The sequence below is a fragment of the Bartonella vaga genome (assembly GCF_037070895.1).
In the GTDB taxonomy this organism is placed as follows: Bacteria; Pseudomonadota; Alphaproteobacteria; order Rhizobiales; family Rhizobiaceae; genus Bartonella.
This window is the reverse complement of record NZ_JAYMZK010000005.1, coordinates 57,344-82,922: the sequence shown is the minus strand read 5'-3', so window position 1 is coordinate 82,922 and position 25,579 is coordinate 57,344. Positions and strand designations below refer to the sequence as shown.

General features: G+C 39.1%; 21 protein-coding genes and 1 pseudogene. 16 read left to right on the top strand and 6 right to left on the bottom strand.

The window, feature by feature from the left end:
- The first annotated feature begins 98 nt into the window (after positions 1-98).
- The 9 genes and pseudogenes from WCP76_RS04515 to truB all read left to right on the top strand — a co-directional run bounded on the left by WCP76_RS04515 (position 99) and on the right by truB (position 9,726).
- The gene (locus tag WCP76_RS04515; protein ID WP_336294488.1) at positions 99-515 is read left to right on the top strand and encodes a helix-turn-helix domain-containing protein; all 417 of its coding nucleotides are present in this window, start codon (positions 99-101) and stop codon (positions 513-515) included.
- Positions 516-644: 129 nt separating this feature from the next.
- The gene (metK, locus tag WCP76_RS04510) at positions 645-1,913 is read left to right on the top strand and encodes a methionine adenosyltransferase (protein WP_336294487.1); all 1,269 of its coding nucleotides are present in this window, start codon (positions 645-647) and stop codon (positions 1,911-1,913) included.
- The gene (locus tag WCP76_RS04505; RefSeq protein WP_336294486.1) at positions 1,910-2,611 is read left to right on the top strand and encodes a tRNA (guanine(46)-N(7))-methyltransferase TrmB; all 702 of its coding nucleotides are present in this window, start codon (positions 1,910-1,912) and stop codon (positions 2,609-2,611) included. Before metK ends, WCP76_RS04505 begins: the two co-directional genes overlap by 4 nt.
- Positions 2,612-2,763: 152 nt before the next feature.
- Positions 2,764-3,391, top strand: a pseudogene (gene rimP / locus WCP76_RS04500) (ribosome maturation factor RimP).
- A gap of 48 nt (positions 3,392-3,439) precedes the next feature.
- Positions 3,440-5,071 (top strand): transcription termination factor NusA, encoded by a 1,632-nt coding sequence (nusA, locus tag WCP76_RS04495; RefSeq protein ID WP_336294484.1) that lies wholly within the window; start codon positions 3,440-3,442, stop codon positions 5,069-5,071.
- Positions 5,072-5,707: an RNA-binding protein gene (locus tag WCP76_RS04490; RefSeq protein WP_336294483.1), complete on the top strand. Its 636-nt coding sequence runs from the start codon at positions 5,072-5,074 to the stop codon at positions 5,705-5,707.
- On the top strand, positions 5,704-8,226 hold the full coding sequence (infB, locus tag WCP76_RS04485; protein ID WP_336294482.1) for a translation initiation factor IF-2: 2,523 nt from the start codon (positions 5,704-5,706) through the stop codon (positions 8,224-8,226). Before WCP76_RS04490 ends, infB begins: the two co-directional genes overlap by 4 nt.
- Before the next feature lie 86 nt (positions 8,227-8,312).
- Positions 8,313-8,762, top strand: coding sequence for a 30S ribosome-binding factor RbfA (gene rbfA / locus WCP76_RS04480; RefSeq protein WP_336294531.1), 450 nt, complete (start codon positions 8,313-8,315; stop codon positions 8,760-8,762).
- 4 nt (positions 8,763-8,766) lie between these two features.
- Positions 8,767-9,726, top strand: a complete 960-nt coding sequence (gene truB / locus WCP76_RS04475; RefSeq protein ID WP_336294481.1) for a tRNA pseudouridine(55) synthase TruB — start codon at positions 8,767-8,769, stop codon at positions 9,724-9,726.
- 99 nt (positions 9,727-9,825) lie between these two features.
- Here truB and WCP76_RS04470 read toward each other — a convergent pair whose 3' ends face one another.
- Positions 9,826-11,454 (bottom strand): MFS transporter, encoded by a 1,629-nt coding sequence (locus WCP76_RS04470; RefSeq protein ID WP_336294480.1) that lies wholly within the window; start codon positions 11,452-11,454, stop codon positions 9,826-9,828.
- A gap of 328 nt (positions 11,455-11,782) precedes the next feature.
- On the opposite strand from WCP76_RS04470, the gene rpsO reads away from it, so the two are divergent.
- From rpsO to WCP76_RS04455, 3 genes are all read left to right on the top strand, one after another.
- Positions 11,783-12,052 (top strand): 30S ribosomal protein S15, encoded by a 270-nt coding sequence (gene rpsO, locus WCP76_RS04465; protein WP_336294479.1) that lies wholly within the window; start codon positions 11,783-11,785, stop codon positions 12,050-12,052.
- A gap of 244 nt (positions 12,053-12,296) precedes the next feature.
- The gene (pnp, locus tag WCP76_RS04460) at positions 12,297-14,432 is read left to right on the top strand and encodes a polyribonucleotide nucleotidyltransferase (RefSeq protein WP_336294478.1); all 2,136 of its coding nucleotides are present in this window, start codon (positions 12,297-12,299) and stop codon (positions 14,430-14,432) included.
- Positions 14,433-14,503: 71 nt separating this feature from the next.
- The gene (locus WCP76_RS04455; RefSeq protein ID WP_336294477.1) at positions 14,504-15,502 is read left to right on the top strand and encodes a class I SAM-dependent methyltransferase; all 999 of its coding nucleotides are present in this window, start codon (positions 14,504-14,506) and stop codon (positions 15,500-15,502) included.
- Between the two features lie 16 nt (positions 15,503-15,518).
- Here the strand turns inward: WCP76_RS04455 and hslU are convergent, their stop codons facing one another.
- Both hslU and hslV read right to left on the bottom strand, forming a co-directional pair.
- Positions 15,519-16,829, bottom strand: coding sequence for an ATP-dependent protease ATPase subunit HslU (hslU, locus tag WCP76_RS04450; protein ID WP_336294476.1), 1,311 nt, complete (start codon positions 16,827-16,829; stop codon positions 15,519-15,521).
- On the bottom strand, positions 16,830-17,411 hold the full coding sequence (gene hslV / locus WCP76_RS04445; RefSeq protein ID WP_336294475.1) for an ATP-dependent protease subunit HslV: 582 nt from the start codon (positions 17,409-17,411) through the stop codon (positions 16,830-16,832).
- A 198-nt stretch (positions 17,412-17,609) separates the two neighbouring features.
- Here hslV and WCP76_RS04440 point away from each other — a divergent pair, with 198 nt between their 5' ends.
- The 4 genes from WCP76_RS04440 (at position 17,610) to WCP76_RS04425 (ending at position 22,133) form a co-directional block, all read left to right on the top strand.
- Entirely contained in the window at positions 17,610-18,599 is a 990-nt protein-coding gene (locus WCP76_RS04440) for an asparaginase (RefSeq protein WP_336294530.1), read from the top strand.
- 178 nt (positions 18,600-18,777) lie between these two features.
- On the top strand, positions 18,778-19,722 hold the full coding sequence (coaA, locus tag WCP76_RS04435; RefSeq protein WP_336294529.1) for a type I pantothenate kinase: 945 nt from the start codon (positions 18,778-18,780) through the stop codon (positions 19,720-19,722).
- Between the two features lie 14 nt (positions 19,723-19,736).
- Entirely contained in the window at positions 19,737-21,104 is a 1,368-nt protein-coding gene (locus WCP76_RS04430) for a leucyl aminopeptidase family protein (RefSeq protein WP_336294474.1), read from the top strand.
- Positions 21,105-21,269: 165 nt separating this feature from the next.
- Positions 21,270-22,133 carry a C40 family peptidase gene (locus WCP76_RS04425; RefSeq protein WP_336294473.1) on the top strand — a complete coding sequence of 288 codons (864 nt, stop codon included), beginning with the start codon at positions 21,270-21,272 and terminating at the stop codon, positions 22,131-22,133.
- A gap of 496 nt (positions 22,134-22,629) precedes the next feature.
- Here WCP76_RS04425 and mutT read toward each other — a convergent pair whose 3' ends face one another.
- The 3 genes from mutT to WCP76_RS04410 all read right to left on the bottom strand — a co-directional run bounded on the left by mutT (position 22,630) and on the right by WCP76_RS04410 (position 25,495).
- On the bottom strand, positions 22,630-23,043 hold the full coding sequence (gene mutT / locus WCP76_RS04420) for an 8-oxo-dGTP diphosphatase MutT (protein WP_336294528.1): 414 nt from the start codon (positions 23,041-23,043) through the stop codon (positions 22,630-22,632).
- Positions 23,044-23,177: 134 nt separating this feature from the next.
- Positions 23,178-24,410: a bifunctional glutamate N-acetyltransferase/amino-acid acetyltransferase ArgJ gene (gene argJ / locus WCP76_RS04415; protein ID WP_336294472.1), complete on the bottom strand. Its 1,233-nt coding sequence runs from the start codon at positions 24,408-24,410 to the stop codon at positions 23,178-23,180.
- 131 nt (positions 24,411-24,541) lie between these two features.
- The gene (locus WCP76_RS04410; RefSeq protein ID WP_336294471.1) at positions 24,542-25,495 is read right to left on the bottom strand and encodes a peptidylprolyl isomerase; all 954 of its coding nucleotides are present in this window, start codon (positions 25,493-25,495) and stop codon (positions 24,542-24,544) included.
- Positions 25,496-25,579 lie beyond the last annotated feature (84 nt).

Sequence of the window (25,579 nt, the reverse complement as noted above, 5' to 3'; positions counted from 1 at the left end):
GAAAAAGTGTTACGTATTATTTTAATTATATGATAAACCAACCTCACATAAATCTGATGCTGGTTTAGAAAAAAGTGCTGGAAATAAAGAGTTGTATTATGACCGAGACTAGAAAAAAGCCTGATCCTATAGATGTCTATGTTGGGACCCGTATTCGTTTACGTCGTAATATTTTAGGGCTAACCCAAGAGAAACTGGGTGAAAAACTGGGTATCACTTTTCAGCAAATCCAAAAATATGAAAAAGGTACAAACCGTATTGGTGCAAGTCGCCTTCAAGCAATCGCAGAAATTATGGATGTTCCTGTTTCTTACTTTTTTGATAAAGGCATCAGTACACAGCATGTAGAAGGGTTTTCTGAAAGCGGTAGCGATTTTATGGACTTTTGCTCTAGCAGCGAAGGAATTCAACTCATGCGTGCTTTTACTAATATATCTGACGCCAAGGTGCGCCGAAAAATTATTGACTTAGCAAAAGCACTTTCTGAAGAAGAAGATATGACAAACAAGCTATGAAATAAAAATTACATCTTTTCTCACTCATATTATAAATCGGCATTGACGATTTGACGCAGGATTGGCAAATAGGAGCAACTTTAATAGACAATTAATCAACTATTAGTTTTCTTTTTTGAAGGAGTTCCTATGCCGCACCAAGAGTATTTTTTTACAAGTGAGTCGGTGTCGGAAGGACACCCCGATAAAATTTGTGATCGTATTTCCGATGAAATCGTTGATATGATTTATAACGAAGCTCAAAAAACAGGTACAGATCCATGGTTAGTACGAATCGCTTGTGAAACCTTAGTAAGTGTAAATCGTGTTGTTATAGCTGGTGAAGTGCGTGTTCCAGATACACTTTTAAAAAGAAATAAAAAGAGAGAATTTATCTACGATGAGACTGGCTCTCCACTCATTAATCCTACTCCTTTTAGAGAAGTAGCACGTCGTGCTATTCGTGCAATTGGTTATGAGCAAGTAGGCTTCCATTGGAAAACTGTTAAAATTGATGTTCTTTTACGTCCTCAATCGACTGACATTGCACGCGGAGTTGATAACGCTATGGATAGACATGGTGAAGAAGGAGCTGGTGATCAGGGGATCATGTTTGGATATGCGTGCCGTGAAACACCAGATCTCATGCCTGCACCAATTTATTATGCACATAAAATTCTTAAACTTCTTGCCGCAGCGCGCCATAAAAAAGAAGGAGAAACCGGAAAATTGGGACCAGACGCCAAAAGCCAAGTAACAATCCGGTATAAAAATGGAAAACCTGTAGAGGTAACATCTATCGTTCTTTCGACACAACATTTAGACGAAAGTTGGGATTCCAGTAAGGTACGTACAGTGGTTGAGCCTTATATTCGTCAAGCTTTACATGATATTCCCATTTCTACTCAATGCAGTTGGTATATTAATCCAACAGGAAAATTTGTCATCGGTGGTCCTCAAAGCGATGCCGGGCTAACGGGGCGCAAAATTATCGTTGATACTTATGGAGGTGCAGCACCCCATGGCGGAGGGGCTTTTTCAGGTAAAGATACAACAAAAGTTGATCGTTCTGCAGCTTATGCTGCACGCTATATAGCTAAAAATATTGTTGCAGCTGATTTAGCAGAACGATGCACCATTCAACTCTCCTATGCAATTGGTATTGCACAACCCTTGTCCATTTATCTTAATCTCCATGGAACAGGAAAAGTCGATGAAAAAGTTCTTGAAAAAGCTATCCGCAAAATAATAGATCTTTCACCGACAGGCATTCGAAAACATCTTGACCTCAATAAGCCTATTTATAAAAAAACATCTGCCTATGGTCATTTTGGACGGAAACCAAAACGTGACGGTTCTTTTTCATGGGAAAAAACTGATCTGATTCAAGCACTTCAAACAATGATTAAATTACCATGATTTACCATAATGCACATACGCGTGAAGCCTTTTTTGGCCGCCGACAAGGAAAGCGGCTGCGAAAAAGTCAGCTTGCGCGTATAAAAACGCTGCTCCCAACTTTGAATATTGATTTAAATGCCCTTCCGCCCTTAGACATAACATCTTTATTTTCTAGTAAGGTAAGAGAAGTTCGACTTGAAATTGGCTTTGGTGGAGGTGAACATTTACTGCATGAAATGAAACATTTTCCACAAACTGGTTTTATTGGTGTAGAACCCTTTATTAATGGCATGGCAAAAATATTGATGTCTCTTGAACAACATAAACAGCATCAGAACCATATTCGCTTTTACGATGACGATGCCACACACCTGCTTGATTGGCTCCCAAATGCATCACTTGATGGAATAGACCTCTTCTATCCTGATCCATGGCCTAAAAAGAAACATTGGAAACGGCGCTTCGTTAACATAAAAAATCTTAACCGTTTTGCTCGCGTTCTTAAAACAGGAAAAAAATTTCGCTTTGTCAGCGACATAGAGAGCTATGTAAATTGGACCTTATACCATTGTGTACAACATAATAGCTTTGAGTGGGAGGTAGAAAATCCTAAGGACTGGAAAACTCCTTATCCGCTATGGATAAGTACTCGCTATGAAAAAAAAGCTTTACACGAGGGACGAACACCTACATATCTTACCTTTATCAAAAAATAAACGATGAAATACTTTGCTTTACAAACAACTTGAAAAATTTTGAATTTAAGAGTATCAAAGACTAAATTCTTGGTCTTATGATGGAGAGTGGGCCTTTGGACCCGCTCTTTTTTAATGTCATAGAGCTGGTGAAAATAACTTGGATAAAATCTATGAACGAAGCTGAAAAAATAAGCGATCTTGAGGAACCGCGTCTGTTTGAAGAAGATGGCGTCGAAGCGCGCATTGCCGCTCTTGTTGCACCATTGCTTATGCCTTTAGGCTTTCGTTTAGTTCGTGTAAAACTTCTTGGTTTAAATGGTTTAACACTTCAGATTATGATTGAACGAGCTGATGGCTCTCTGACCGTGGAAGATTGTGAAACTGTTAGCAGAACTGTTTCCCCTCTCCTTGATGTACAAAATGTTATTGAACGCAAATATCATTTAGAAATTTCATCTCCTGGAATTGATCGTCCATTGGTAAGAAAATCTGACTTTTTTCATTGGCAAGGACATACTGCAAAAATTGAAACAAAAATAACAATTGATGGACGCCGCAAATTTCGTGGAAAGCTTACAAATATCACTCAAGATGGATTTACTTTAAACACCGATAAAGCCGCTTATGGAGAGGCTATATATGTCTCTATTCTTTTCTGTGATATAATAAATGCTCATTTAATACTTACTGATGAACTTATTCGCGACGCATTGAAAAAAAATAAAAATTTAAGCCAACAATTAATACTAGAAGATAACCCTAAAATTTCATAAAGAGATGCTAAACTACAAAAATTAATATCACTGTGACAATGCTTATCGTGTGGTACAAAGAAGGAGAAAGTTGATGGCTACAAGCGCTAACAGGCTTGAAATTCTGCAAATTGCAGATGCTGTTGCACGTGAAAAGTCAATTGACCGTGAAATTGTCATTTCTGCGATGGCTGATGCTATTCAGAAAGCAGCACGTTCTCGTTATGGTCAAGAAACTAATATCCGTGCCGAAATAAACTCCAAAACAGGTGAAATTAAATTACAACGCCTGCTTAAAATTGTTGATGTCGTTGAAGATTATACAAGTGAAATTACTTTATCTGATGCACTAGAACGCCAAACGGATGCAAAAATTGGTGATTTCTTTCCCGATCTTTTACCTCCTATGGATTTCGGACGCATCGCGGCACAATCTGCTAAACAAGTTATTGTACAAAAGGTGCGTGATGCAGAACGTGACCAACAATATGAAGAATTTAAAAATAAAATTGGAGAAATTATTTCTGGTACAGTAAAACGTGTGGAATATGGCAATGTTATCGTTGATCTTGGACGCGGTGAAGCTATTGTAAGGCGTGACGAATTAATTCCACGTGAATCTTTTCGTTATGGAGACCGTATTCGTGCTTTTGTCAATGATGTGCACCGTGAATCACGTGGTCCGCAAATTTTTCTTTCACGCACACACCCTCAATTTATGGTGAAACTTTTTACCATGGAAGTGCCAGAAATTTATGATGGTATTATAGAAATTAAATCCGTTGCCCGTGATCCTGGTTCACGTGCTAAAATTGCTGTTGTCTCACGTGACGGTTCAATTGATCCTGTTGGAGCGTGCGTTGGAATGCGAGGAAGCCGTGTACAGGCTGTTGTTGCAGAATTGCAAGGCGAAAAAATTGATATTATTCCTTGGTCTCCAGATGCTGCAACATTTATCGTCAATGCATTGCAACCCGCAGAAGTTTCCAAAGTTGTCCTTGATGAAGATGCAGAACGTATTGAAGTCGTCGTACCTGATGACCAACTCAGCCTTGCTATTGGTCGACGTGGACAAAATGTTCGTTTAGCCTCACAATTAACGGGTTGGAATATTGATATCTTAACAGAACAGGAAGAATCTGAGAATCGCCAAAAAGAATTTACCGAACGCAGTAGACTGTTTATGGAATCCTTAGATGTTGATGAAATGATTGGGCAGGTTATGGCATCAGAAGGCTTTTCTTCTATTGAGGAAATAGCCTATATTGATCTTGAAGAAATCGCTTCCATTGATGGTTTTGATCATGAGACTGCCACCGAAATCCAAAGTCGTGCACGTGAATATCTCGAACATAAAGAAAAAGAACTTGATGAAAAACGCAAAAAACTTGGTGTTTCTGACGAATTGCGAACACTTCCAGGCATGACAAGCGCTATGTTGGTTGCTGTTGGTGAAGATGGTGTGAAAACAATAGAAGACTTTGCCGGTTATGCGGTTGACGATTTGGCTGGCTGGAGAGAACGCAAAGAAGGTCAAACGCAGATTTTTTCTGGTATCCTGACCCCATTTGATATTACACGTACTAGTGCAGAAGCCATGGTGTTAGCTGCACGTTTACAAGCAGGCTGGATAGACCAGGCTGATCTTGTTACAGAAACTCCCGCAGAAAGCGAAAGCTCTGCAAAAGATGAAAAAACAGACAATTTGAATGTGGATACACTTTAAATGAATGAACGGACCTGCATTGTGACAAGAAAAAATGCTTCAGCAAAAACGCTGATTCGTTTTGTCGTGGGTCCCAACAATCAAATTATTCCTGATCTTAAATCCAATTTGCCTGGACGGGGCGTTTGGATCTCTGCTCATCATTCTGCCATTGAGACAGCAATAAAACGAAAAGCTTTTAATAAAAGTTTCAAAACAGATGTTGAGGTTGCGCCAAATCTTGCACATACTGTTGATGCACTTTTGCTAAAAGCTGCTCTTGGAAGCCTTTCTATGGCTCGAAAAGCAGGTGCTATTGTCATGGGAGCAACAAAAGTTGATGCAGCCATCCGATCTGGTCAAGTTATTCTTGTACTGCATGCCAAAGAAACTAAAGAAGATGGAAAAAGGAAAATTGCACAAGCCATACATGCAATACAACAACAAACAAATCGGAATATAAAAACCGTATCTTTATTTACAAGTGATGAAATGCGCGCGGCTTTTGGCGCTAATCCTGTAATGCATGCAGCCGTATTGGATACCAAGGCTGCTGAAGGATTTCTCAAAACGATACACAAACTGCTCGCCTATCGTGATGGCAAGCACAGCAAGCCAGGTGAGATGACTGCACAAGCCGTAAAGGAAGTACAATGAGTGAAAATAATAACGACAAAATAACCGTCAAGAGAACACTAACCCTAAAGCGCTCAATCTCAGAAACAAGTACGGTCAAGCAAAATTTTAGCCATGGCCGGACGAAGGCTGTAGTTGTCGAAACAAAAAGACGGAAAATTACACGACCCGATGAAAAAGCTGAAATACAACAGCCGATTACAAAGCCACATGTGGCTCCCCAACGCCCTAAATCACGTTTCAAAGAAACAAAGCCTAGTGAACCTATCACTAAAAGCAATCTCTCATCTGCTGAAATGGAAGCGAGACTTCGCGCATTAGAGGAAGCCCATATCCAAGAAAAAATAATGCGCGAACAAGCAGAAGAAGAAGCAAGACGTGCAAAAGAACACGAAGAAAGTTTGCGGAAACCAATCAAAGAGGCAGAAACACATCAAGAAAAAGAAGAAAGCCCACAACAAACGCCGCTGACTACCTCTGCTCAAGCTCTGATGGAACAGATAAATATTCCTATTACACCTAAAAACACAACTGTTGTTGAAAAACGCAAAGCAGATGGTAATAAAGAAGATGACCGACATAATCGACGTGCTAACCCTGCTAAATCAGAAGTGCGTGCCCCCAAAGTTGTAAAAGGGGCTGATGAACGGCGTCGCGGAAAGCTAACCCTCAATAGTGCTCTGGATGAAGAAAGTAACTCACGTGGGCGTTCAATGGCTGCAATGCGCCGTAGGCAGGAGAAATTTAAACGTGCACAACAACAAGAGCCAAGGGAAAAAATTTCTCGTGAAGTTATTCTACCTGAAACAATTACCATTCAAGAACTTGCACAGCGTATGACTGAACGCTCTGTTGATGTAATTAAATTTCTCATGAAACAGGGGCAAATGATGAAACCTGGCGATGTTATTGATGCAGATGTTGCTGAGCTCATCGCCGTTGAATTTGGTCATACTGTTAAACGTGTTTTAGAATCTGACATAGAAGAAGGTATATTTAATATAGCTGATAATCCTCAAAGAATGCAGCAACGTCCACCCGTCGTCACAATTATGGGCCACGTCGACCACGGAAAGACTTCCCTTCTCGATGCTATTCGAAAAGCAAATGTTGTTTCTGGTGAAACGGGAGGTATTACACAGCATATTGGTGCTTATCAAGTAGAGAAAAACGATCAAAAGATCACTTTTATTGATACACCTGGACATGCAGCATTCACAGCTATGCGTGCTCGTGGAGCTCGTGTTACGGATATTGCAGTTCTAGTTGTGGCAGCCGATGATAGTGTCATGCCACAAACAATTGAGTCAATCAATCATGCCAAATCTGCTGGAGTACCCATTATTGTTGCTATCAATAAAATTGATAAACAAACTGCTGATGCACAAAAAGTGCGTACAGCACTTTTACAACACGAAGTGTTTGTTGAGAGTATGGGTGGGGAGACTTTGGAAGTCGAAGTTTCTGCTAAAACCGGTAAAAATCTTGATAAACTTCTTGAAGCTATTCTCCTTCAAGCTGAAATTCTGGATCTAAAAGCAGATCCAAAACGAACAGCAGAAGGTGTTGTTATTGAAGCCAAACTGGATCAAGGTCGTGGATCTGTTGCAACAGTTCTTGTTCAAAAAGGCACATTGCATCCTTCTGATATTATTGTTGCTGGCAATGAATGGGGTCGTGTGCGAGCCTTAATTGACGACCATGGTCGCCATGTAAAAAAAGCAGTTCCCTCGACACCCATTGAAATTTTGGGCATGCAAGGAACACCACAAGCTGGTGACCGTTTTGCTGTTGTCGCTCACGAAGCAAAGGCACGGGAAATTTCCGAATATCGTCAGCGATTAGCACGCGATAAAGCTGTAGCTCGGCAAACTGGTTCTCGTGGTTCTCTTGAACAAATGATGACTAAGTTACAAACTACAGGCATCAAAGAATTTCCTCTTATTATTAAAGGAGATGTACAAGGATCCATTGAAGCAATTGCTTCAGCATTAGAAAAATTAGGGAATGAAGAAGTACGTGCACGCATTGTGCATTCTGGTGCTGGAGGTATAACTGAGAGCGATATTTCTCTTGCTGAAGCTTCCAGTTCTGCTGTAATTGGTTTTAACGTTCGAGCCAATAAACAAGCACGTGCCTCCGCAAAAATACAAGGAATTGAGATTCGCTATTATAATATCATTTATGATCTTGTTGACGATATAAAAGCTGCTATGTCAGGATTACTGTCACCAGAGCAGCGTGAAACCTTCCTCGGCAATGCTGAAATTCTAGAAGTCTTTAACATTACAAAAATCGGAAAAGTTGCTGGATGCCGCGTAACAGAAGGTAAAATAGAACGGGGAGCTGGTGTCCGCCTTATTCGCGATAACATTGTCATTCATGAAGGACAACTTAAAACACTCAAGCGCTTCAAGGATGAAGTCAATGAAATACAAAGTGGTCAAGAATGTGGAATAGCATTCGAAAATTATGAAGATATGCGTGCAGGAGACATCATTGAAACCTTCCGCATTGAGCATATTCATCGTACGTTATAAAATAATCCAATAACTTTACTCTTTGTAAAAGGAGAAAAGTTATTGGATTTTATGCATAATACCTCTGTTCTTTCTTGATCTTTTAAATCAGCCAAAATAAGAGCAATCGTAACCAGGATCAAACTTCGATGAAAAATGCAAAACCATCACAACGGCAACTAAGAGTAGGAGAACAAGTACGCCATGCAGTAGCTCATACACTACAGAGCGGTATTTTACTCGATGATATCTTGAAAAACATGGTGATTTCTGTCTCTGAAGTTCGCATGTCACCAGATTTAAAAATTGCCACCTGCTTTATTTCTCCTTTTAGTACTCTTAAGAATGCATCTCATATTGATATTGTTGATACCCTTAACAAATATAACCGTTTTATCCGTAGAGAAATCAGTCATACATTGCGACAAATGAAATATATGCCTGAACTACGCTTTCGACTTGATAACAGTTTTGATAGTTTTTCAAAAATTGATGCCCTGCTTCGCTCACCTGAAGTAGCACGTGATCTTCACCATAGTGATAAACTTGAGGATTAAGAATATGGCACGGCAACGCAAAAAAAAAGGACGCTCTGTTTCTGGATGGATAATATTTGATAAACCAAAAGGAATGAGATCAACAGAAGCCGTCACACGAATCAAGCGGCTCTTTCATGCACAAAAAGCAGGACATGCAGGTACGCTTGATCCCCTTGCTTCTGGTCTTCTACCAATTGCATTGGGCGAAGCAACAAAAACTGTTTCCTACGTTATGCAAAACACAAAAACCTATCGTTTTCAAATTGCTTGGGGAGAAGAACGTTCAACAGACGATCTAGAAGGTAAAATAACTAGGGCATCTCTCAAACGTCCAACAGAAGCGGAAATACTTGCTCTTCTCCCTAAATATACAGGTGTTATTTTGCAAACACCTCCACAATTTTCAGCTATTAAAATTTCTGGTGACCGTGCTTATAATCTAGCACGTGAAGGTAAGAGTGTTGAAATTCCACCGCGCGAAGTTGAAGTAACTACTTTTAAATTAATAGACATGGCTACAAAAGAACGTTCTATCTTTGAAATAACCTGCGGAAAAGGAACCTATGTACGCTCGTTAGCACGCGATATGGGACGTGATCTTGGTTGTTATGGACATATTGCTGATTTAAGACGTATCGCAGTGGCACCTTTTTGTGAAGGTGATCTTATCACATGGGATACGCTAAAAACAGCCGAACTGAATAAAAGTGTAACAAATGAAAATGGTGCTTCTCCAAAAAGAAATTTTTCAGCACTCGATGCCCTTCTAATTGAAACAGGCGCTGCACTGGATTGCCTCTCTCATTATACCCTTAGCGAAACTCAAGCACAGAGAGTTATGATGGGCAACCCTGTACCTCTCTGTGATCAAAATGCACTTATTGATGAAGATGATGTATGTGTCATCTACAAAGACCAACTGCTTGCCATAGGCACTCTTAACAAAAACCAATTTAAACCAAGGCGGATTTTCACAACTTAATTCACTTTTTTATAACCGTCTATTTATAAAAAGGTATTTTTTTCTATCAATAAAGAAAATGAAGCTCTTTACTTATGCGCTAAATCTAATTTACTACCCTCATGGTAATTGGTCAGTAGAGGATTTTAAATGCATCTCATTAACGTGTGGTATTGTCTGCCGCTCAATCATACGGTGTACTCTTATACCATTTGGCATACGATTTAAGCGACGCAAAAGCCTATTTACCTCTGCATCTGCTTTTATGCGACGGTGATTATGACGCAAATAATCTACCCATGTTGGCATATGATATGCTTCCGTCCAATACTCAGGTCTTTCAAGATCGCGTAAAAGAACCCATTGACGAGCGCCATCACGTAAACGAATATGGCGACGACGTGTCATAACTTTGAGAAATTCTTCGAGATCACTTTCATAAATTTGATAATCGATCATGATCATGATCGGGCCGCTTTGTGCTTTTAAATCGAGTAAGAGCTCTGGTTCTCTGAAATGATCCAACGGATCAAAGTCTATCTGGAGAATTTCCTGAATTCTAAACTTTACTCCCGCAAGAGCTCCAAAAACCAAAAATATAGAACAAATACTCAAAGCGACTGCTGGAGAATAAGCATCAGCTAAAACTCCCCAAATTGCACTTCCAATAGCCATCCCCCCATAAAATGCCGTTTGATAAAGTGCTAAAGCACGCGCAACAACCCAGCGTGGTGTAGAAAGCTGTACAGATGTATTAAACAACGATAACACCAAAACCCAACATAAACCTGCAGGAAATAAGACAATATGGCTTATAATTAACGAACGACTCGTTGCCAAAAAAAAGCAAGAAAAGGCAAACCCAATAAATGCGCTTGCAACAATCGTTTCTGAGCGGAAATAGTTCCGTACAGATGAATTAATAATACCAGCTGCCATTGCTCCCAAACCAAAACAACCGAGTAATGTACCGTAAAGCAGTGCATTTCCCCCAAGAATTCTATGCACAACAATTGGCAAAAGTGCTAGAATCGAAATCGCTCCAAACCCAAAAAGGAATGCTCTAACCATAATATTAAGGAGATTGGGTGACATCGCAACATAACGCAAACCATCTGAGACAGCTCCTAAAAGTCTTTCCCGTGGCAACGTGTTGTGTTCATAACGTGGTCTCCAAAAAAACAAGGCACCAATTAAAGGAGCATAACTTATAGCATTAAATAAAAAAGCTGCAGCTGCACCCAAAGTAGCAATAATAGCACCACCAATAGCAGGACCTACACTCCGCATCAAATTAAAGCCGACACTGTTTAAACTAACGGCAGCAGGAATATTTTCCCTGCTAACAATATCTCCTATTGTTGCTTGCCAAGAAGGATTATAAAAAGCAGTTCCACACCCAATCAAAAACGTGGAATATAATAAAAGCCAAGGTGTTAGAAGGCCCACATAGGATAAAACAGTCAAACAAACTGATATAATCATCATTATAATCTGCGCACATAACATAATTTTGCGGCGATTAAAATTATCAGCCAATGCTCCTGCCATCAAAGAAAACATAACAAGTGGTAATGTTGTGGCACTTTGAACAAGCCCAACCATGGAGTGTGAAGAACTAATCAACGCCATTAACCATCCTGCTCCTACAGCCTGTACGAGTTGCCCTAAATTAAAAATGAGAGTAGATGACCATAAATTTCGAAATACCGAATTACGAAAAAGTTCTAATGTTGAAATGTTCTGCATCTTTTACCTCCGAATCGGTATTTTATTGTTTTTTGGTACTATCCGCACACTATGTAAATCAGCAATTTTTGTATAAAAAGGATGCATAATTATTCAAAAATAATTCTCATAAAAAATATTGCTAAAATTAATGTTCCAAAACAAAATCTCTTTTAAAAGAGAATCTTTAAAATATTTTCAAGGACTAGTATTTTAATCTTCTTTCCTATATAGATGCCAAAGCAAACAAGAGTCTTCAACTCTTTTTGTGTCATATCATAGACCCTCGCTGGACGACATCTCGGCAATGGGTGGCTTTTGTTCTTCATTTCTTGGAAAGGGTAACACGATGTCGATTACAGCTGAACGTAAACGCGCTCTTGTCGCAGAATACGCAAATAAAGTTGGTGATACAGGATCTCCAGAAGTGCAGGTTGCTGTACTTTCTGAACGTATTTCTAATTTAACTAACCATTTTAAATCTCACAAAAAAGATAACCATTCTCGTCGTGGTCTTTTGAAGATGGTGTCTCAACGTCGTCGTCTTCTCGATTATCTTAAAGGAATTGACCAAGATCGTTATCAGACACTTATAAGGAAATTGGGTTTGCGTCGCTAAGAGAAAAATATATGGGTGGTATTTTTACAAAAACCACCCATTTTTTCAACTTGCTGCTTTTAGTTAAAAACTTTAAAAACTGACTAATAATCATAATAGAGCAGGATTTCTAGTTGCATTGTATTTAAATGGCGGCTTACTCCTCTCTTCACGTGGAAAGACAGGAGTGTCTTTTGTCCTATCCATAGCTTTTTAATATGCTACGCAAAACAAAAATGTAAGCACTGGTCATTAAGGATAAAAAATGTTCAAAACGCACAAGATAGAAATTGAATGGGCCGGTCGGCCACTCACCATTGAAACAGGAAAAATAGCGCGTCAAGCTGATGGTGCAGTAGTTGCTACCTATGGAGAAACCATTGTTTTAGCAACCGTTGTATCAGCAAAAAATCCAAAACCAGATCAAGACTTTTTTCCACTCACCGTTAATTATCAAGAAAAATCCTACGCTGTGGGTAGAATACCTGGTGGTTACTTAAAACGTGAAAGCCGGCCAACAGAAAATGAAACATTGATTTCACGTTTAATTGATCGTCCAATTCGCCCTCTCTTTGCTGACGGTTATAAAAATGATACACAAGTCATTGTTTCTGTTATACAGCACGATCTCGAAAATAGTCCCGATATCCTCGCGATGATTGCGGCATCTGCAGCACTAACTCTATCAGGTGTTCCTTTCATGGGGCCTATTGCTGGTGCTCGGGTCGGCTACTGTAATGGACAATACGTTCTTAATCCTCACATCGATGAAATGCCAGAATCAAAACTTGATCTTGTTGTTGCTGGAACAGAAAGTGCTGTGTTGATGGTTGAATCAGAAGCACAAGAATTGCCGGAGGACATCATGTTGGGTGCTGTGATGTTTGGGCAAAAAGGCTTTCAGCCTGTTCTTGATGCTATCATAAAACTTGCCGAAGTTGCTGCGAAAGATCCACGCGATTTTGTTCCTGAAGATCTCTCTGATCTAGAAAAAATGATGCTGGAAATAGCCGAGCAGGATATACAAAAGGCTTACACAATTGCCGATAAACAAGAGCGTTATGCAGCAATTGATGCGCTAAAAACAGAAGTCACCAATAAGCTTATGCCAGAAATAGAAGAAGACTGTAAATTTAGTGCAGATCAAATTGCAACCGTTTTCAAACAATTGCAAGCAAAAATTGTTCGCCAAAATATTCTTGAAACTGAAAAGCGTATTGATGGACGCAATCTTTCAACAGTACGTTCCATCCAATCAGAAGTTAGTATTTTACCCCGCACACATGGATCTGCACTTTTTACTCGTGGAGAAACACAAGCAATTGTCGTTGCAACACTAGGAACCGGTGAAGATGAACAATATGTTGACTCCTTAACGGGTATGTATAAAGAGACATTCCTCCTTCATTACAATTTTCCACCATTTTCAGTAGGCGAAGTGGGGCGTCTTGGCACTCCTGGCCGCCGCGAAATTGGACATGGTAAATTAGCGTGGCGTGCTATTCATCCCATGTTGCCAACTAAAGAATCCTTTCCTTATACCATTCGTGCTGTCTCAGAAATTACTGAATCCAATGGATCTTCTTCTATGGCGACTGTTTGCGGCACTTCACTTGCTTTAATGGACGCAGGTGTTCCTCTAGCACGTCCCGTTGCAGGTATTGCCATGGGCTTAATCAAGGAAGGTGATCGTTTTGCTGTTCTTTCTGATATTTTAGGCGATGAAGACCATCTCGGAGACATGGATTTTAAAGTAGCGGGAACAAAAAATGGTATTACTGCCTTGCAAATGGACATTAAAATTGATGGTATTACTGAAGAGATTATGAAAATCGCACTTGAACAAGCCAAAGATGGTCGAATTCATATCCTTAACGAAATGGCCAAAGCTTTAACCAGTGCCCGTGCTGAACTTAGTGAATTTTCTCCACGCATCGAAGTTATGAACATTTCTGTTGATAAAATTCGAGACGTTATAGGCTCTGGCGGTAAAGTTATCCGAGAAATCGTTGAACAAACTGGAGCAAAAATCAATATTGAAGATGATGGAACAGTTAAAATTGCTTCTGCTGATGCTAAAACTATTGAAGCAGCAAAACGCTGGATCCATTCCATTGTTGATGAGCCTGAAGTTGGTTCTATTTACCAAGGAACAGTTGTAAAGACGGCAGAATTCGGTGCGTTTGTAAACTTTTTTGGCTCACGTGATGGGCTCGTTCATATTTCTCAACTTGCACCAGAACGCGTCACAAAAACAACAGACGTTGTTAAAGAAGGTGATAAGGTTTGGGTTAAATTAATGGGTTTTGATGAACGTGGTAAAGTTCGGTTATCGATGAAAATCGTCAACCAAAAAACTGGTGAAGAAATTACCTTTGATAAATCAATAAAAGAAGAGTGACCCTCCTTTTTGTTATGAAGTAAATTGCCATCCTAATATTAGAATGGCATTTTTCTTTGAAAGAGCCACATGTGTTACTGTTTTTGCCTTTTGAAAACCATGACCTCCCTCTTCCTAATCCAAGTCAATCTTGGTTGAGTTTTGGTTTAACAGAAATCCCTGCTCAAGAATGGGCACAAAATTTAAAAGTTATAACACCTTGGAAACCCGACTTTTTAAAATTTGCTAATGCTCAGTTTCACTGCTCTCCTCAAATAAATAAAGCCTTCACCTATGATGGTGCGCTTTTACATTTGAGCAAATATCGTGGTTTCAATCAAAATTGTTTTCTTGATTTATTAGAATGTGTAAAACCTAGAGGGTGGATTGTTATCGGTGGAAATAAAACTGCTGGTGCTGCCTCAATGATGAAATGGGTAAAAACACTTGTTCCCATCACCGGTAAATTGTCAAAAAACCATGGATTAGTCTTCTGGCTTCAAGTTCCACAAAAAGTAGAAAAACAAAATATTGCGCAGTTACGTTTACCAGCGCTCACTTTTGAAAATAAATTTCAAACTACCCCTGGCATGTTTTCGCACGGTCGGATTGATCCTGGATCTGCCGCACTTGCTCTGCATATGCATAAAGTTATTTCTGGAAAGACTGCAGACTTTGGTGCTGGCTGGGGTTTTCTTTCTTACAGTGCCCTTGAAAGAGGTGAAAAACTAACAACTCTCGACCTCTATGAAGCTGATTACAACGCTTTAGAAGCAGCCAAAAAGCACATAGAACACACAACAACTTCTTGCCCAGTTCATTTTTATTGGCATGATATTGTGCATGAACCGATCACAGAGCTGTATGACACAATTATCTCAAATCCACCGTTTCACACACAACAAAGTACAGATGTCTCGTTAGGAAAAAATTTTATTATAAATGCTGCAAAATACCTAAAGCCAGGCGGCAATTTGCTTATGGTTGCTAACCGCCACCTGCCTTATGAAACATTGTTAAAAGATGCTTTTCGCACGGTATCGATACATGAAAAGAACCATGGTTTCAAAGTTATCAAAGCACGCCGATAGACGATAGACGATAGCTTTAAAGAATAAAACGCGAAAGATCAATATCAGAAGCAAGATCACCTATAGATTGCCTGACATAAGCTGCATCAACTTTAAACGATGTTCCAGCTTTATCGGGTGCAGTAAAAGAAATCTCATCCAAAACACGCTCCATCACTGTTTGCAAACGGCGTGCCCCTATATTTTCAATCCTTGCGTTTAAATCCACAGCAATATCTGCTAAAGCATCAATCGCATCATCAGTAATTTCTAAATGAACCTCTTCCGTTGCCATTAAAGCAACATATTGCTTAATCAGACTGGCTTCAGGTTCCGTCAGAATACGCCGTAAATCTTCTCTTGTTAGAGCATTTAATTCCACGCGAATGGGCAAACGTCCTTGCAGTTCTGGCAATAAATCGGATGGCTTGGAAACATGAAACGCACCTGATGCAATAAATAGAATATGATCTGTTTTGATTTGACCATATTTTGTAGCAATCGTTGTTCCTTCAACCAAAGGCAAAAGATCCCGTTGAACTCCCTCACGCGAAACTGCAGCGCTTGCCCCTCCATCTCGGGTCGCAATTTTATCAATCTCATCAATAAACACAATTCCATCATTTTCAGCAACACGGAGTGCTTCTTGAATAATGTGATCTTGATCGAGAAGCTTTTCAGATTCATCATCAATAAGAGGTTTAAAAGCATCCTTTACTGTTGTTTTACGAACCTTTGTACGATTCCCCATTTTGCCAAAAATATCTGACAAATTCATAATTCCCATTTGCGCACCGGGCATACCAGGAATATCAAAGGTTGAAGCACTATTGCTATTATTATCGGTTATTTCAATTTCAATCTCTTTCTCATCCAATTCACCTTCCCGCAATTTTTTGCGAAAACTATCGCGGGTAGCGAGACTTGCTGTTTTACCAACAAGAGCATCTAAAACACGCTCTTCAGCATTAACGTGAGCTTTTACTTTAACTTCATCTCGTTTTTTTTCACGCACAAGAGAAATGGAAACCTCAACAAGATCACGAATAATCTGCTCAACATCACGTCCAACGTAACCAACTTCAGTAAATTTAGTCGCTTCTACTTTAACGAAAGGCGCTCCAGCAAGTTTAGCCAATCGGCGTGCTATACCTGTTTTACCAACACCTGTCGGTCCTATCATCAAAATATTTTTTGGCATAACCTCTTCACGCATTGGATCATCGAGCTGTTGCCTACGCCATCGATTACGTAGTGCAATAGCAACAGAACGTTTGGCATCATTTTGGCCAATAATAAAACGATCAAGTTCAGAAACAGTCTCACGAGGGGAAAATACAACACACATTCAAATAGCTTTCTCTAAAGAAGATAATTCTGCATCCAATGTTTCAATTGCAAAATGATCATTGGTGTAAACACAAATCTTGGCAGCAATATCGATAGCTCTACGAGCAATGGTTTCTGCATCCAAATCCATACCCATCAGGGCCCAAGCAGCCGAAAGAGCAAAATTGCCTCCAGAACCAATTGCCATAATCCCATCTTCTGGTTCTAAAACATCACCAAGCCCCGTTAAAGCTAAAGTTACTTTTTTATCAGCCACAAGCATCATTGCTTCCAGACGACGCAAATAGCGATCTGTTCGCCAGTCTTTTGCAAGTTCTACACATGCACGCATGAGCTGATCAGGATACTGCTCAAGCTTTGTTTCCAATCTTTCTAGTAAGGTGAAAGCATCTGCTGTAGCACCTGCAAAACCAGCAATAACCTCTCCACTCTTCCCAAGGCGACGCACTTTGCGTGCATTGCCCTTCATAATAGTCTGTCCAAGTGAAACCTGACCATCACCAGCCATCACCACTTTGCCACCTTTTCGTATAGTAATAATAGTTGTACCATACATTATGTCTGGCTTATGTTCTGCCATAAGGAAACTCCTTAATATTGATTTCTTTTCATCAAATGTAGAATCCAGTCATTATTGTCTTTATTTAAGAACATATATTGCAAAACACAATGATGAGCACAATTCAATTTATTAAATAAAAAATGATGTCATTGTTATCAATGCAAATTGGTGTTAAATAGCCTGTAAAAACAGTTTGCGTCTTGCAAAGGAAGAATGATGAAAAAAATAGCAATAGGAACATTAGGAGGAACAATTGCAATGGCTACTGACAATTTTGGCCAAATGCAACCAATATTGACTTCAGATATTCTCATCAAAAGTGTTCCTGAGCTAAACAACATTGCTAATATTCATGCGCAAACACTGACACAATTACCGAGTGGATCTTTATCTTTTAAAATTCTTTTTAAAATAATAGAGTGGGCGACGCAACAAATAGAAGCTGGCGCAGAAGGTGTTGTTTTAACCCAAGGTACTGATACGCTAGAAGAAACAGCTTTTTTTCTTTCTCTTTATTGGAACAAAGCGGAGCCGCTCATTATAACTGGTGCTATGCGTATACCCTCTGAAGCAGGAGCTGATGGACCAGCTAATGTTTTAGCGGCAACCCGTGTCGCCGCCCACCCCAAAAGCCGAAACAGAGGTGTTTTAGTTGTAATAAATGATACCATTCACTCACCTTATTGGGTTCAAAAAAACCATACTGTCAAAATTGAGACATTTCAATCAGGGCTAGCAGGCATTTTAGGCAGTATTTTGGAAGGGAAATTGGTTTATTTCAATGATAAAAATTTTTTCCCGACAACATTTGCTATTCCTCAAAACTTTGATCGTAAAATTGCTCTCCTATACTCCTCTTTATCCTCTGATACACAGTTAATGAAACTCTGCCTTGAAAGTGGGCATTATGATGGACTTGTTATTGCCGGCTTTGGATCAGGCCACTGCAGTTTTGAAGAAGCAGACATCGTGCGACAATATGCACGAAAAATACCAATTATTATTGCTAGCCGTACCTGCACTGGCTCAACAACTCGCATAACTTATGGCTATAAAGGTTCAGAAGTCGATATGATTGCTTCTGGCGCCCTCATGTCTGGTTATTTATCAGCAGTAAAAGCACGTTTACTTTTGTGGGCTTTTTTGGCACAAGGACTGTCATTGGCACAAATCAATGTACACTGGAACGACTGGACTATAAGTTAGCAACAAATTATCCATTATTTTTAAATCAAAGAGTCTATAAAATAAAATTTATTTGAATAAAAAACGGCTTGCTTTCCCATCCTTAATTTAATCAATTACTGTAGCAAAATTCTCGACTAATAACATGATTGATACGGCTCTCTCAAAAATTGATCAAGAAGATAACCTTGTCAAATCCATTTCCAATCGATATTCACCGTATCGTGTCTTTACTGCGCAAGAATGGTCTCAGTTTCGTGCGGATACACCGCTTACTTTAACCTTTGATGAAATTAAACGTTTACGCTCAATTGATGATCCCATTGATCTTGAAGAAGTACAGCGTATTTATCTTTCCTTATCGCGTCTCTTATCGTGCCATGTTGAAGCAGTTCAGGAACTTTTTCACAAGCGTCAGCAATTTTTGCATCAAGAAGAAACCAAAAAAACTCCCTTTATCATTGGGATTGCTGGTTCTGTTGCAGTGGGAAAATCAACTACTGCTCGTATTCTTCAAGAACTTTTGAAGCGCTGGACCTCCGGTCTTAAAGTGGATTTGATTACAACTGATGGTTTTCTTTACCCGAACGCTGTTTTACAGCAAAAAGATCGTATGCATCGTAAAGGATTTCCTGATTCCTATGATATTAAGAAATTACTTTGCTTTCTTTCTGCTATAAAAGCAGGTATTGGTAATATTAGTGCTCCACTTTATTCGCATTTGACCTATGATATTCTGGAAAATAAAACAATTATCATTGATCATCCCGATATCTTAATTGTTGAAGGAGTTAATGTATTACAAGTCAGCGATCTTCCTAAAGATGGAAAAATCATTCCTTTCGTTTCAGACTTTTTTGATTTCTCAATCTATGTAGATGCTGAAACAGAAATAATTCGTCGCTGGTACTTGGAACGCTTCAAGCGTTTGCGTAAAACAGCTTTTCAAAATCCTGAATCTTACTTTCACCGCTATGCACAACTCAACGAAGAGGAGGCTTCAAAAATCGCTGAAAATCTTTGGCAAACGATTAATTTTAAAAATTTACAAGAAAATATATTACCAACACGACTACGGTCTAACCTCATTTTACGAAAGGGAAAAAACCATTTGGTCGAATATGTTGCACTTCGACGACTATAAGGATTTCATAAATTATGCATTTACATCACATTCATTTTACCTCAACACGTGTTGATAATAGCTGCCCTATTTTTTTAGTAAACCAAAAAAATCTTTCAGATTTAGCTCTTGATTCATCAACAATAGCGTGGATGAAAGTTCATGGTTTCACTGGCAAAGCAGGAGAAACATTATTCATTCCTCACGAAACAGGACATTTAAAAAAAGTTTTATTTGGGCTTGGCAACGGTGATGAACCTTTTATTACAGGGCTTCTCGCTAAAAACCTTCCTGCTGGACATTGGCATTTAGAAGGCACAGCTTCCCATGAAATAAATAGCTATCTGGGATTGGCATTTGGAAGTTATCAATTCAATCGCTATCGCCAAAACCCTTCCTCGAAACCGTTGTCTATACACATTAACGATACGATTGATCTTGATGAGCTTCAACGAATTTATGAAACCGTATTTTTTGTTCGTAATCTCATAAATACCCCAGCTAATGATATGAATCCTGATGCCCTTGAGAAAGAAGCACGTCAACTTGGGAAAACCTATGGTGCTCAAATCCAAAGCATTTGTGGAGATGATCTTTTAATACATAATTTTCCTATGATCCATGCCGTAGGACGAGCCAGCAGTACTGCACCACGACTAATTGAGCTACACTGGGGGCAAGAAAATCATCCTAAAATAACGTTGGTTGGAAAAGGAGTAACCTTCGATACTGGAGGTCTCAATATTAAATCAGCTAATAACATGTTACGCATGAAAAAAGATATGGGTGGTGGTGCACATGTTTTGGGGCTGGCTAAACTTATCATGGATGCCAAATTACCCTTTCGTCTACGCGTACTGATTCCAGCTGTTGAAAATGCAATTTCTGCAAATGCTTACAGACCAGGAGATATTCTCCAAAGTCGTAAAGGTTTAAGTGTTGAAATTGGTAATACAGATGCTGAAGGTCGGCTTATCCTTGCTGATGCACTCACTTATGGCGATGAAGAAAGCCCTCAATTCATGCTGTGTATGGCTACTTTAACAGGAGCAGCTCATATAGCGTTAGGACCAGACCTTCCTGCATTTTATTGCAATGATTCACTATGGGCGCAACAAATTTCTCAATCTGCCCATTCTGTTTCCGATCCTCTTTGGCAAATGCCACTTTGGAAACCCTATCAAGAAATGTTATCATCGCCAATTGCTGACCTTAACAATGTAACTGGAAGTAGCTTTGCTGGCTCCATAATCGCTGCTTTATTTCTTAACTCTTTTGTTGAAAAAACCAAACATTTTGCGCATTTTGATCTTTATGGGTGGGTTCAAAAAGAAAAACCAGGCTATCCTGTCGGTGGCTCTGCACAGGCTATTCGTGCCTTGTATAACCTTTTTAAAAGTTAAGATTGACACAAAATATCCACAAAGATGGATAAGGCTGTAACTTTGAGAACGGTTGCTTATTGTCTTAAATTGTACTCAGTGCTTTATTTGAAAATAAAAAATCTTACAAATACAGTTTTTATGAGTCTGTTTAAAAGCAAAAGTCCCCCAATGGAAGGTAAATAGATGGTCTATAAAGATCCAAGGTTGCATGCATTCAGAAATGATCTTGCAGATAAGCGTCTTGAAGCAGAAGTTACAGCCCAATGCTTTGTTCAGGGTGAAAAGAAGCGCGTTAATACAGCTGTCACCGGACTTTTTAAAGAAAATAATAAAAACAGCGAAAGACAAACTGAGTGCTTATTAGGAGAAGAGCTCCTCATCTTTGAACAAGGAGAAACGATGTCATGGGGGCAATCACTCAAAGATGGTTATGTCGGTTATATTGATACAACAGTTCTTTGTACTTCAACAGTAAAACAGACACATGTCGTTTCAGTACCACGCACCTTTCAATATTTACAGGCTGACTTACGCAGTCGAATGGAATGCTCCTTATCCATGGGCAGCAAAGTAAGTGTCGTTGATGAAATTGAAGTCCGTGGTACGATGTATTCTATACTTGAAAACGGAAAAACTATCGTTAGCCATCATCTCAGCCCTATTGGGTGCGTGTACGAAGATTATGTTACAGCTGCAGAAACTTTTGTTTATACACCTTATCTTTGGGGTGGAGTCAGTGGTTTCGGGATTGATTGCTCTGGGCTTGTTCAACTCTCCATGATGATGGCCAACCAAATAGTTTTACGTGATACTGACATGCAGCAGACAACTATAGGAAAACAACTCAAAGACAGTGATACACTTCAAAGAGGTGACTTGGTTTTTTGGAAAGATCACGTTGCCATTATGATTGATCGTAAAAACATCATTCATGCAAATGGCTTCTCTATGAATGTTATGATCGAGCCATTGGAAGAGGCAGTTACGCGTATTGCTCAAAAACACCAATATCCCATAGAAAAACGCCGTCCAATTCCAGGAACATAAAACATAATATACGCTTTTATTTGAGCACAGCTAATAAACACCTCTACTACTATTATATTCTTTGATACATCCTTGCTGAAGTCTTTACAATAACCATGCTAATAGCAACTAGTTACAGACCGTATATGAACGAAAAACACTTTCAAAAGTTTACTTGTATCAAATTAAATTAGTCACATGCTCTTTTCTTAAATCTTATATTTAAGCATTCATTCAAAAATCTTTATCAAAATTCATGCGTTTTTTTGATATTGTGATAATTCATAAATCGAATTACTTAATAGTTTTCATTCAAGTAGGTATTTTTCAGACAACATAAAGGGATAATAATTCATTACGGAACAAGTAATTTAATATTATAAATTAATTTGTTGTCATATAAGTACGTTATAAATGATGGTTAAGCAATTAATTCACATAAAAAAATCTTTTTTATCAATACTCAAGCAAATAGATGATTCTTATCTGTAAGCGACATTGCCTTCTCAAAGCCCCATTAAAGAAGAAAGTTTTTTAATACTCGAATCAGTGGTTTGTCAGCATCAGGCATAGGATATTTATCAAGATCACCAATAAAAACCCATTTTAAATTTTGCCCTTCTCGTCCTTGTGCAGTCCCCTCATAATGGTAACAAAGATACAAAGGCATTAAGAGATGAAATGTCTCATAGCCATGGCTTGCAAATGTTAAAGGCAACAAATCATTTTGCTGAACATGAATACCAAGTTCTTCTTCTAACTCACGAATCAATGATCCTTCGGGAGTTTCACCTTGTTCAACCTTTCCACCAGGAAATTCCCACAAACCAGCCAGTGATTTTCCTTGAGGACGCTCTGTAAGCAAAACATGATTATTTTGATCTAACAATGCACATGTAACGACAAGAAGAAGTGAACCTTTTACACGCATACCATCTCCCACAGGAATAATAAAAACAATCATCCCTTTTATAATACACCCTCACTCAAAAACGAAAGGATTAAAATACTTAACCCTCTCTGAGAAAATGTACAAGGATCCAATAAAAACTTATGGTGTACTAATTAACTTCTGTAATTACCGTTGATCATGATATACTCCTGCGTCAAATCACAAGACCAAACTGTCGCCTTACCACTACCTAGACCAATATCAACACGAATTGTGATGTGTTGTCCTTGCATATAAGCATCTATTGTTTCCTCACGATAATCAGGATCTCGTTCGCCATTAATTGCCAAACGATGTTCACCAAACCAAATCGTTAACAGATCACGCTCTACTTCAACACCTGCCTTACCAACTGCCATAACCACCCGCCCCCAGTTAGCATCTTCACCAGCAATAGCTGTTTTTACAAGTGGTGAATTTGCAATTGACAAAGCAATAGTCTTCGCGGCGTTATCCGTTTTAGCACCAGTCACGTTAACCTCAATTAAATGACGAGCACCTTCTCCATCACAAACAACTTGCAATGCTAACTCACGCAGAAGTCCATTCAATTGTTTCACAAATATATTATAGCGTGGATCATCTTTACGTGTAAGGCAAGGTGCCTTTACTTTTCCTGTTGCAAACATCATAAGTGTATCTGATGTTGATGTATCACTATCAACAGTAATCGAATTGAAAGACCCCTGAACCGCCTCTGATAACATAAATTGGAGCATATCTGGAGAAATCCTTGCATCGCTTACGACAAAAGATAGCATCGTCGCCATATCTGGCGCAATCATACCAGCACCTTTTGCAATCCCATTAATGGTAACAGTCTCTCCACCGCAATAAAATCTACGCGTAGCAAGTTTTGGAAATGTATCAGTTGTCATAATGGCTTTTGCTGCTTCTAACCAATTCCCTTCTTTTGCTATCTTCGCCATACGTGGTAAAAAACTTACAATACATGATGCATCCATTGGCTCCCCAATAACACCCGTAGAAGCTATGAAAATTTCATTTTCTTTCACCTGTAAAGCGCTCGCTGCTGCACATATAATCTCATTTGTTGTGTGCTTACCCTTGCGTCCCGTAAAAGCATTTGCATTCCCAGAATTAACAACAACTCCCCTAGCAATGCCATGAGGAAGCGATGCACGGCAATGCTCTACAGGAGCAGATGGGCATTTTGAACGCGTAAAAACACCCGCCACACTCGCTGGCTCATCAAATATAATAAAAAGAAGATCTGTACGACCTTTATATTTAATCCCGGCCTCAGCTACTGCTATCCGCACACCAGATAAAAGCGGAAGCTCCTGTATGTTTTTGGGAGATAAAGGAGATATTTTAAAAGCCACGGTACACTTTCCATACAAACAAGTAAAATTATTATAAGTAAATAATCTCTAATAAACACCTGTTAGACTTTTTGAATAAAACCTATCACTCAAAACACCCAGAAAAAACACTGTTTGCTTTTTGTTGCCCACTATTCCATGTCTTCTTCATCTGATGTTTCATCCGAAAGCGATGTTCCATTTTGATTGAATGATTGCATGAGCTTTACAACATTAGGATCAGGATATTTTACATCCATCTTGCTGCGCAATTCTACAATCAGGTTTTGGTAGCGCTCTTTTATCAACTGTGTACGCAAAATTTCCTTAATATCATCAAATAAAGGAGGTTGTTTCACACGGCGATCTTCTACCTTAATAACATGCCACCCCAAAGGACTTTCAACGGGCTTTTTAGTGTATGCGCCAACTTTTAAGCCAAAAGCAGCATCTTCAAAAGGCTTAACCATTTGACCATGGCTAAAATAACCCAGATCGCCCCCAACAGCAGCGGAGCCATCTGTTGAATTCTTTTTTGCAATCTCTTCAAAACTTTCGCCTTTAGCCAAACGCGTAATGATAGCTTCTGCTTCTTTTTTCGTTTCGACCAAAATATGACGTGCTTTAACTTCATCCTCTTTGGGTAAAGCTGCAACTTCTTGATTGTAACGGGCTTTCAAATCAGTATCTGAGATCTTGTCAACAACCATCTGTTTAAAATAAAGCTGCTGAAGAATATTTTCACGCATAACCGCCATACGCTTACCAAAAGCTTCAGTTTTATCTATGCCTTTATTAATTGCAGCTTTAGCAAGTGCCTGCATATCCAAATAAGCTTTTAAAACCATTACACGACGTTGTTCATCAGGAAAACGAGCTAACTTAGGATTTATTTCAAGTGCTAATTCATCTAATTGCCCTGCTGTAATATTCTTTCCATCAACTACTGCCATGACATGAGAAGGAGTAACTGTTTTTTGAGAAGTCTTCTCCAAAGTCGTTAAATCACTCGATGTAGAATTCAAGCCCTCCCGAGCCATCACCCCTAAACTCGTACTTGCCAATAAAGTTGACGCTAAAAATAACGTACTAAAGTTAAATTTCATAAATATACTCCTTAAGAATGACGACAGATCAAGACTCTAATTTATCATACCATTTTAATCTCTAAACATAGATAAATAAATCAG